General features: G+C 69.3%; 7 protein-coding genes. All 7 read left to right on the top strand.

Features of this window, described 5'->3' with window-relative positions:
• Nucleotides 1-1,176: condensation domain-containing protein (locus A5646_RS27250; RefSeq protein WP_067025623.1), on the top strand; the 1,176-nt coding region annotated here is incomplete at its 5' end.
• A gap of 19 nt (nucleotides 1,177-1,195) precedes the next feature.
• Entirely contained in the window at nucleotides 1,196-1,975 is a 780-nt protein-coding gene (locus A5646_RS27245; RefSeq protein ID WP_067025621.1) for an Rv3717 family N-acetylmuramoyl-L-alanine amidase, read from the top strand.
• A gap of 367 nt (nucleotides 1,976-2,342) precedes the next feature.
• The gene (locus tag A5646_RS27240) at nucleotides 2,343-3,020 is read left to right on the top strand and encodes a DUF4190 domain-containing protein (protein WP_067025618.1); all 678 of its coding nucleotides are present in this window, start codon (nucleotides 2,343-2,345) and stop codon (nucleotides 3,018-3,020) included.
• A 4-nt stretch (nucleotides 3,021-3,024) separates the two neighbouring features.
• Nucleotides 3,025-3,690, top strand: a complete 666-nt coding sequence (locus A5646_RS27235) for a DUF4190 domain-containing protein (RefSeq protein WP_066871526.1) — start codon at nucleotides 3,025-3,027, stop codon at nucleotides 3,688-3,690.
• An 11-nt stretch (nucleotides 3,691-3,701) separates the two neighbouring features.
• Nucleotides 3,702-4,262: a hypothetical protein gene (locus A5646_RS27230; RefSeq protein WP_067025614.1), complete on the top strand. Its 561-nt coding sequence runs from the start codon at nucleotides 3,702-3,704 to the stop codon at nucleotides 4,260-4,262.
• Nucleotides 4,263-4,306: 44 nt separating this feature from the next.
• Complete coding sequence (locus A5646_RS27225) at nucleotides 4,307-7,261, top strand: VWA domain-containing protein (RefSeq protein WP_067025611.1); 2,955 nt, start codon at nucleotides 4,307-4,309, stop codon at nucleotides 7,259-7,261.
• The coding region (locus tag A5646_RS27220; RefSeq protein ID WP_231997756.1) for a tubulin-like doman-containing protein at nucleotides 7,261-8,734 on the top strand (1,474 nt) is incomplete at its 3' end. The genes A5646_RS27225 and A5646_RS27220, both read left to right, overlap by 1 nt.

Here is an 8,734-nt window from a genome sequence, read left to right as displayed (position 1 = left end):
AGCGAACGCAATCCCGCGCATTTCTCGATCGTGGCGGAATTCGGTGCGGTGCTTGCCGAAAAGCCGCTGCGGGCCGCCTTGGCCGCCGTTCTGCGACGCCATCCCCTGCTATCCGTGCACATCGAGGACCACCTCGGCTCGCGTCTGGGCTTCTATCGCGCGGCGGACGTCGCGCCCGTCGAGCTGACCGTGCGCCGCGGCCCGGAGCTGGCCTGGCAAGCAGCCGCGGCCGAGGAGCTCACCCGGCCGTTCGACCGTTCGCGGGCGCCGCTGATACGAGCGTTGTTGCTGCAGAGCGCTTGGCGTAGCGCGGTGCTGCTCACCTTCGACCACACGGTCGCGGACGGAATCAGTTCCACCGTCGTGCTCCGCGACGTGATCGCCGCGCTCAACGGCGAGGCCTTGACGAGTTTGCCTGTGCCGCAACCACAAGAACAGATCGTCGCCGAAGTCCTTCACTCGGCCGAGCCGCCGGACCCCGCCGCGCCGGACGACCCGCGGATGACCACACCCAGCGTGCTGCGTCCCTTCGATGGCACCCCGACCAACGTGCGCACCCTGGCGATGACCCATGCGGACACCGCGCGGCTGGTAGCGCGGTGCCGCGCCGAACGCACCACGGTGCACGCCGCGTTGGTGGTCGCGAAATGCCGCGTGCGGGCCACGGACCGCGGCGAAGAATTCATCCGCGTCCTCAGCCCGATGAACCTGCGGCCGATCCTCGGAATCGAGGGCGGCTGCGCCATGTGCATCGTGCCGACCGCGACGGGACACACGCCGTGGGACGGCACACCGTTCTGGGAGCAGGCCCGTGCGACGACCGCACACCTGCGGGTGGCCCGATCGGCGCGCGGAATCCGTGCCGCCGCAACCGACCTGGAACAGATGATCACCGTCGACGCCGAAACCGCCGAGGCCGAGGAGCTTTTCAGCCGGACCAGTCCGTGGGACATCATGATCACCAACCTCGGCGTGCGAAACCTCGATGGCGTAGGCCCTTTGCGCCCGACGGCGGTGTGGGGACCGGTGGTGCTCAGCCAGACCGATGGCGAATATCTGACCGGAGTCACCACCTACGAGGGCAGGCTCCGGATGGTGACGTGTGGCTACAACGTGCCGGCCAGCTTCTTGAAGGGCGTTGAGGAGGCACTGATGGCCGCCCTGGAGGAGTACTGACGATTGCTACCATCGCGCGGTGAGCGATTGCCCGGGCGGGCCGCGATCCATCGCACGCCGCGACGCCCTGAAGGTCGCCGGTCTCCTGCCGGCGATCGTCACCGCCGCCGCATTGCTGCCCGGCCCGCGGGCAAATGCGGGGGTGGCCGGAATGTCCGTTTTCCTCGACCCGGGCCACAACGCCGTGAACGACGCGTCGATCAACCAGCAGGTCCCCAACGGCCGCGGCGGCACCAAGCCGTGTCAAACGTCGGGCGCGGCAGCCGACGACGGATATCCCGAGCATGCGTTCACCTGGGCGGTAGTGGGGTTGATCAACGATGCGCTGAACCAGATGGGCGTGCGCACCCAGCTGTCGCGGGACGGCGACAACGGTGTCGGGCCGTGCATCGACCAGCGCGCGGCGGCGGCCAACGCCATGCGCCCGGACGCGATCGTGAGCATCCACGCCGACGGCGGGCCGCCATCCGGCAGCGGATTTCACGTCAACTACTCGAGCCCGCCGCTGAATGACGTCCAAGCCGGGCCCGCCGTGCAGCTGGCGCATGCGATGCGCGACGCCCTCGTTCAATCCGGCTTCACCCCGGCGAACTACATCGGCTCGGACGGCCTCTACGGACGCGACGACCTCGCCGGCCTGAACCTGGCCCAGTACCCCGCGGTGCTGGTCGAACTCGGCAACATGAAAAACGCCGGTGACGTCGCACGAATGGAAAATCCGGACGGCCGGGCGAAATATGCCGCCGCGGTCACCCAGGGGATAGTCGCCTTTCTGAACTCCAAAGCCGCGACCGGCTAGCGTGACCGCGAGCGAGCTAATTGCCCGTCGGCCCCCGAGCGTTGCGCAGCGAACTTATGCACGTCCTGCAGCAGTCGGTCCGATGCTGCAGTTAACGCCAGGGCGAAGCGGACAGCGAACGCCGGGCCGCAGTCTAAATTGCGCGTGTGTACCGCGCAGCACTATATGTAGCAGTACCGAAAGGTCCTTCTGGTGGAAAAAGAGTGCGTCGTGCCTGCACCGACTATGTTGATTTTGCGGTGGGACGTCACGAGTTTTCAGGCATGCGGTGACGGCGAACGCCGCCCAACGGCGCGGTGGCGGGGAATGGGATGGCATTGATGAGGGGGATGGGTGACCAGCTCCGGCCCTGCATCGAGGGGCGCCGATGACCTATAGCGGCGGTTATCAGGATCCGTTCGGCGGTGACCCTTTCGGGGGTCAGCCTGGTGCCCAGGGGCCGGCGTTCGGGCAGCACCAACCCGGTCATTCGCCCGCGGGGTCCGGTGGCTTCCCGTCGGCTCCGAAGCCCGAGACCAACACGCTGGCCACGCTGTCGGCCATCTTCGCGTTCGTCTTCGCGCCGGCCGGTGCCGCGCTGGGGCACATCGCGCTGTCCCAGATCCGCCAGCGCCACCAGCGCGGCCGCGACCGCGCCATCTTCGGCCTGACGGCCTCCTACCTCATCATCGTGCTGGCGGTCGGTGCGCTGGCGGTGTGGATCGTGACCAGTGGGTCCGACTCGGACACGGTCAAGACGGCGGCCCCCAGCCCGTACGTGCCGCCGACGCCGCCGCGCACGACGGTGATCACGCCACCGCCGGCGCAGCGCCCGAGCGTCTCGGTCAGCGATCTTCGGGTGGGCGACTGCATCGAGGTCCAGCAGAACAAGCCCGACCCGTCGGAGAAGGCGGACTTCATCACCATCTACCCGGTCAAGTGCGAGGTGCGCGAGGGCGTGCTGCAGGTGACCCAGCTGCTCTCGAACGACGCCTGTAAGACCCCCACGACGCTGTGGAACCACAACAAGACCGTGTATGCCTGCATCGTCGACTTCAAGGGGTGAATTGATGTATCCCAGCGACGATCCCTTTGCGCCGCAGTCCAACGATCCCTTTGGCGGACAGCCGCCGACGGTGTCATACGGCGCTGCGCCCACCACCCCGGTTGGCTACCCGGGTGCGCCGTTTGGCGGACAGCCGCCGCGCGCGGACTACAACACGCTCGCGGTGCTCTCGCCGATCTTCGGGGTGATCGTTCCGCCCGCCGGCATCGTGCTGGGTCACCTCGCCTTGCCGCAGATCAATCGCAGCGGTGAGCGGGGTCGTCCGGCCGCCATCGCCGGCCTGGTGATCGGCTACCTGATGTGTGTCCTGCTGATCCTCGGCGGCGTGTACTGGGGCACCCGTCCCAGCGGTTCGACGCCGACGACCGCATCCAGTTCCACGCTGCCCAGGCCCTTGCCGCCCCGAACCATCACGTCGGTCGCGCCGCCGACCACGGTGCCGCGCGGCCCGAAGCTCGACCTGGCCACCGTGCCGATCGGCACCTGCGTGGAGCTTCAGCTGCGCAACAGCACGGGCAATGACGCCCTGGACCTGTTCGGTGTCGACTGCGAGCACCGCGACGGGGTGTACACGGTCGCCGCGCGGGTGGGCTCGAGCAACCAGTGCAACTCGGTATACGTGGCCGCGCCCCCCGACCGCTCCTTCGCCCTGTGCCTGAACCCGTATTGAGATCGGCGACGATGAACGCACCAAACCCCTTTGACTTCAGCGACTTTGGCCCGGGCAAGCAGGCCCCGGCCGGGGGCGGCCAGGCGCCCGCGCAGGGGCAGCCGGGTGGGGGTTACTCGGGCGGCTTCGATCCGTGGGCCAACCAGCGACCGGCCCCGGCGCGCCCGGATGCGTTTCCGGGCCCGCCCGCGTTCGACCCGACCGGCGGCCGCGACGCCTTCGGGCAGCTGACCGCGAACCCGGCGGGCGCGGGCGCGCTGACGACGGCCGGGCCGCCGCTCGTCTGGTTCGCGGTGGCGCTGGCGCTGGCTCTCGTCGGTGTGGCCCTCGCCGGAGCCAGCGCGTTGGGCGGCCCGATGATCGCGGCCGCGGTCGCCGGGTGGTTGTCGGCCGGGCCGCTGGCGATCGGCGCCCTGGCGATCTTCAGCCGGGTCGACACCCGGCGCCGCACCGAGGCCATCTATTCCGCGCCGACCTGGACGTCGACGCTGTACTGGGTGGTGCTGGTGGTCTGCCTCATCGGAATCGCCGTGGGGGCCTGGCAGATCGCGCTGTGGGCGGGGACGTTGTAGTGGCGGACTCCTCTCGAATACGGCGCGGCCGCAACGGCCTTGCGATGCTGGCGCGTGTCGCCGCGGCCGCCTTCTTGGTCGTGGTGCTGAACCTGGTCGGCTGGGCGCCCGTCGCGTCGGCCACCGGATCGCCGGGGGCCAGCCGGTTCGGCGCATGCCTGGCCGCGCAGAAGACCGGCGATCTGCTGTTGTTGTTCGACGAGTCGAGCAGCCTGCAGCAGACCGACCCGCAGGCCGCGCGGGTGCAGGCCGCCCGCTACCTGGTGCAGACGCTGGGCAAGTACGCCGACCGGGTGAGCGCAAAACTCGACATCGCGGTCGCCGGTTTCTCCGATACCTATGCCCCCGAACATGATTGGACTCAACTCACCGGCTCGACCGCCGACAGCGTCGGGGCGTCGCTGGATCCGATCGCCAAGAAGAACACCGGCATCGACACCGACTATTGGCTGGCCCTCGACGGCGCCCGGCAGGCGCTGACCACACACGGCGGCGCGGCCAACAAGGGTCAGCGCTGCCAGGCCATCGCCTGGTTCTCCGACGGCATGATCGATTTCACCGCCCGACCGATCACCAAGCCCTACGCCGACGGGGTTCCGCTGGACTCACCGAACGGAATCCCGGACACCACCCAGAAGGCCGTCCAATCCATCTGCCGCCCCAGCGGTCTGGCCGACCAGCTGCGGTCGAGCAACATCATCATGCTGGGAATCGGGCTGGGCGCCAAGCAGACTCCCGGTGACTTCAACGTGATGTCGGCGATCAGCACCGGCAAGGGACTGCAGGGCCTGGCGTGCGGCGCCATCACGGATCCGGTGCCCGGCGACTTCTTTCCCGTCGCCAACATCGACGACATGTTGTTCGCGTTCGACGCCCTCAACCCGGATCCCGGCGTGACCGACCAGGGCGGGGTGTGCCCGATCAAGGTGTGCCCGGAGGCGCGGCACAACTTCGTGCTGGACCGGTCAATCAAAGAGGTCAACATCCTGGGCTCCGGCGGCGTGCCCGGCGTCGAGCCCTACCTCGTCTCGCCGACCGGGCAGATCCTGCCGCTGCCCAAGAAGGACGGCGCCCAAAACGTCAACGTCGACGGCGTCTCGGTGAACTACCAATGGCAATCCGAATCGGCGCAGACGATCTCGCTGCAGAACGGCAACGCCCCGCACTGGAGCGGGCAGTGGGCGATCGTCTACGTCGACACCACCGGCCAGCACCCCGACGCGGTATCCAAGGTCAGCATTCACATCACCACCGACATCTTCCCGGCCCTGACGGGCGGCGACAAAGTTGCCTGGCACAGCGGCCAGACCCTCAAGGGCCTCGTCTTCGGTTTGGTTGACGGGCAAGGCAAGCCGATGGTCCCGAGCGACCTGGCGGGCTCGGCCACCATGTCGGCCTCGTTGGGTCCCGACGGCGCCGCGCCCATCCCGCTGCTGACCGCGGCCGGCAAAGACGACATCGCCAAACCCGTCGACGCCGACCTGACCAAGGTCGCCCCGGGGCACGCGACGCTGCGGATGTCGCTGGTGATCACCACCGCCGACACCACCGATCTGAACGGCGGACCGATCGCCGGCACCCAGTTGTCGCCGCAGGAAGTCGATGTGCCCGTGCAGATCCTGCCCAAGGTCGGCCTGCCCACCCCGGGTGAGCGCATCGACTTCGGCACCGTCGAGGGCGCCAAGGGTGCGACGGCGACGCTGAACATCACCGGCCCCGGTTGCGCCTGGATCAGCGACACCGATACCGCGACGGTGTCGGGCGCACCCGACGGCATCGGCACGCCGCACGTGGGTTCGCCGACGAATTCGGGCCAGCACTGCCTGAAGGTGCAGGCGGGGGAGACCGCACAGCTGTCGGTCACTTTGCACACCGACCACAACGGCCACGGCGGCCTCAACGGCACTGTGCCCATTCATGTTTCAACGCTGGACAATCCCGACGACGCCCAGACCGTGCCGGTGGCGTTCACGGCGTCGATGATCAACCCGCTCAACACCACCAACTTCATTCTGGTGCTCATCGCCGCGCTGCTGCTGGGTCCCGGCATCCCCCTGGCGCTGCTGTACGCGTCGAAGTGGTGGGTCAGCAAGATTCCCGACAATCCGCTGCTGGCCGAACGCATCCCGGTGGCGGTCGAGCACGACGCGGTGCTGCGTGGCGGTGAACCGTTCGCGATGGCCGACACCGATCTGGTGCAACCGGTCACCGGGCTGCCGCCCGGCGGCACGCGCCAGCTCTCCGTGGCCGGGGTGAACCTCTCGGTCGTGCTGGGGCGCAGCCCGTTTGGCTCCGGCCATGTGGTCGTCGACGCCGAGGGCGTGGTCAGCGTCGGGTCGAAGCTTCCCGGATCGGACAAGACCGGCCTGCGCGCGGTGCTCCCACTGGCGGTGCACAACACCTGGGTGCTCCTGCACAACCCGTCCGGGCCCGAAAACGCCGCCGAGGTGCTGGTGTTGGTGGCCGGTACCACCGACACCACCGCGCGTGAGCGGCTCTACGAGGACATCGCCCAACGGCTGCCCGACCTGCTCGCCGGGCTGCGGCTGCGCGCGGTGCAGGCGGGACTGACGGCGCCGTTCGCCGCACCGGGCGAGACGGCCTCGCCGTTCGGCGACACGCCCGCCGGCGTCGTGGCCGGCCCGGCCGGCGACGATCCCTTCGGGGGCACCGATTCACCGTTCGGGGGCGCGCCCGTTTCGGCGCCTTCGGCTCCCGTTCCGGCGCCGAGGCCGGCTCCGCCACCGCCCGCCGCGACGGGCCCGGTGCCGCCGGGTTTCAATGAGGCGGAGACACAGGAGCGGCCCATACCCGAACCGGTACCCCGCCAGGACGACACGATGGTCGCGGGCTACCGGTACGACGACGAGCCTGTCGAGCGCGATGAGCGCGACGAGCGCAAGGAGGGCGGGCCGCCCGGGCTCCCGCCGACCGAGGCGACACAACCGTCCTATCGATATGACCCAGATCCATTCGACCCGTTCGGAGAGGGCACCTGATGCGACGTTTCCTGGTAGTGGGCTGCGGCGGTTCCGGCGGCGCCACGCTGTCCCTCATGATGGACCAGCTGCGCTCCGAACTGCACACCGCTGGGATCGAAAAGCTGCTGGCCGGTTGGCAATTCGTGCACATCGACGTCCCCAGCGCCGCCGAGTCGGGCCCGGAGGGGCTGGCGAACGTGCCCGCCCAGGGCGGCAGCTACGTCGGCTGCGGCCCCCAGGGCAGCAGCTACGCCGTCCTTGACGGTGCGCTGTCCCAACGGCTGGCGGCCGAATCGGCGCTGGACACCATCGCCACCTGGGCGCCGCGCAACCCGCAGGAGGTGTCGATCCCGATCTCGGCCGGCGCCGGGCAGTACCGGGCGATCGGGCGGATGATCACCCTGAGCAAGGCCGCCGAAATCCACGCCCGCCTGCAGGCCGCGTGGGACACGCTGTTTCGCGTCGAGACCGTCTCGGAGATGTCGACGGTCGACGTGCCGGGCATGGGCAGGTTCGACCCCAACGAACCGCCGCTGGTGTTGGTGGTGTCGTCGATGGCCGGCGGTGCGGGCGCGTCGATGGCCTTGGACGTGTGCCGGCTGCTGACCCTGGTCACCGGTCTGGATCCCCGGTTGATGGGCGTATTCATGGTCACCCCGGACATTTTCGACTCGCTGCCGCAGAGCGCCATCATCGGTGTGCGGGCCAACGCGCTGGCGATGCTCGGCGAGATCGTGGCCAGCCAGTCCGGTGCGGCCCGCGAACACGACGTGCGAATCCTGCGCGCCCTGGGCCACCATCACGGTGAGGGAGAACCGATCCCGTTCGCGCGGGTGTTTCCGGTGGGCCGCTACATCGGCGCCGACCGCACCCTGTTCGGGGACGGCTCGCAGTACGCGGTGTACCGGGGGCTGGCGCGCGGGCTGGCCGGACTGATGATGAGCGGGCGGGCCAGCGACCAGTTCGTCGCCTACGACCTGGGCAACACCGCGTCGCCGGTGGGCGACCGGGACCTGCTGGGCTGGGGCATCTCGTCGTGGGACGTGCTGCCCTGGGGCACCTACGGTTTCTCCAGCCTGAGCATGGGCCGCGACCGCTACGCCGAATACGCCGCCCAGCGGCTCGCCCGCAGCTGCGTGGACAAGCTGCTCGACGGGCACATGCAGAAGGGCAACCCGGCGTCGAGCACCGAACAGCTGGATTCGCTGCTGTCCAGCCAATGGGCCTCGCTGTGCGGCGAACTCGGGCTACCGCCTAGCGCCGGCGACGAGCAGACCAGGGTGAGCCAGCTCGGCCGCTGGATCGGCACCGAAGCCTTCACCGCCGACGCCGTCGCCGCCACGGTCAACGGTCTGATCGACCGTCAGCTGCGCAACCACCTGCCGAACCCGGAAGGCGTCGCGGCCGAACAGTGGGTGCCGATCATGCGCCAAGCCGTGCAGAACCGGCGCGCCGAGTTGATCCGGGCGTGCGCGGATGCGGCCTACGCCA

The organism is Mycobacterium sp. 1245499.0, from assembly GCF_001673615.1.
Taxonomy (GTDB): domain Bacteria; phylum Actinomycetota; class Actinomycetes; order Mycobacteriales; family Mycobacteriaceae; genus Mycobacterium; species Mycobacterium europaeum_A.
The sequence above is the reverse complement of the archived record's forward strand: the minus strand, read 5'-3'. Positions and strand labels throughout refer to the sequence as shown.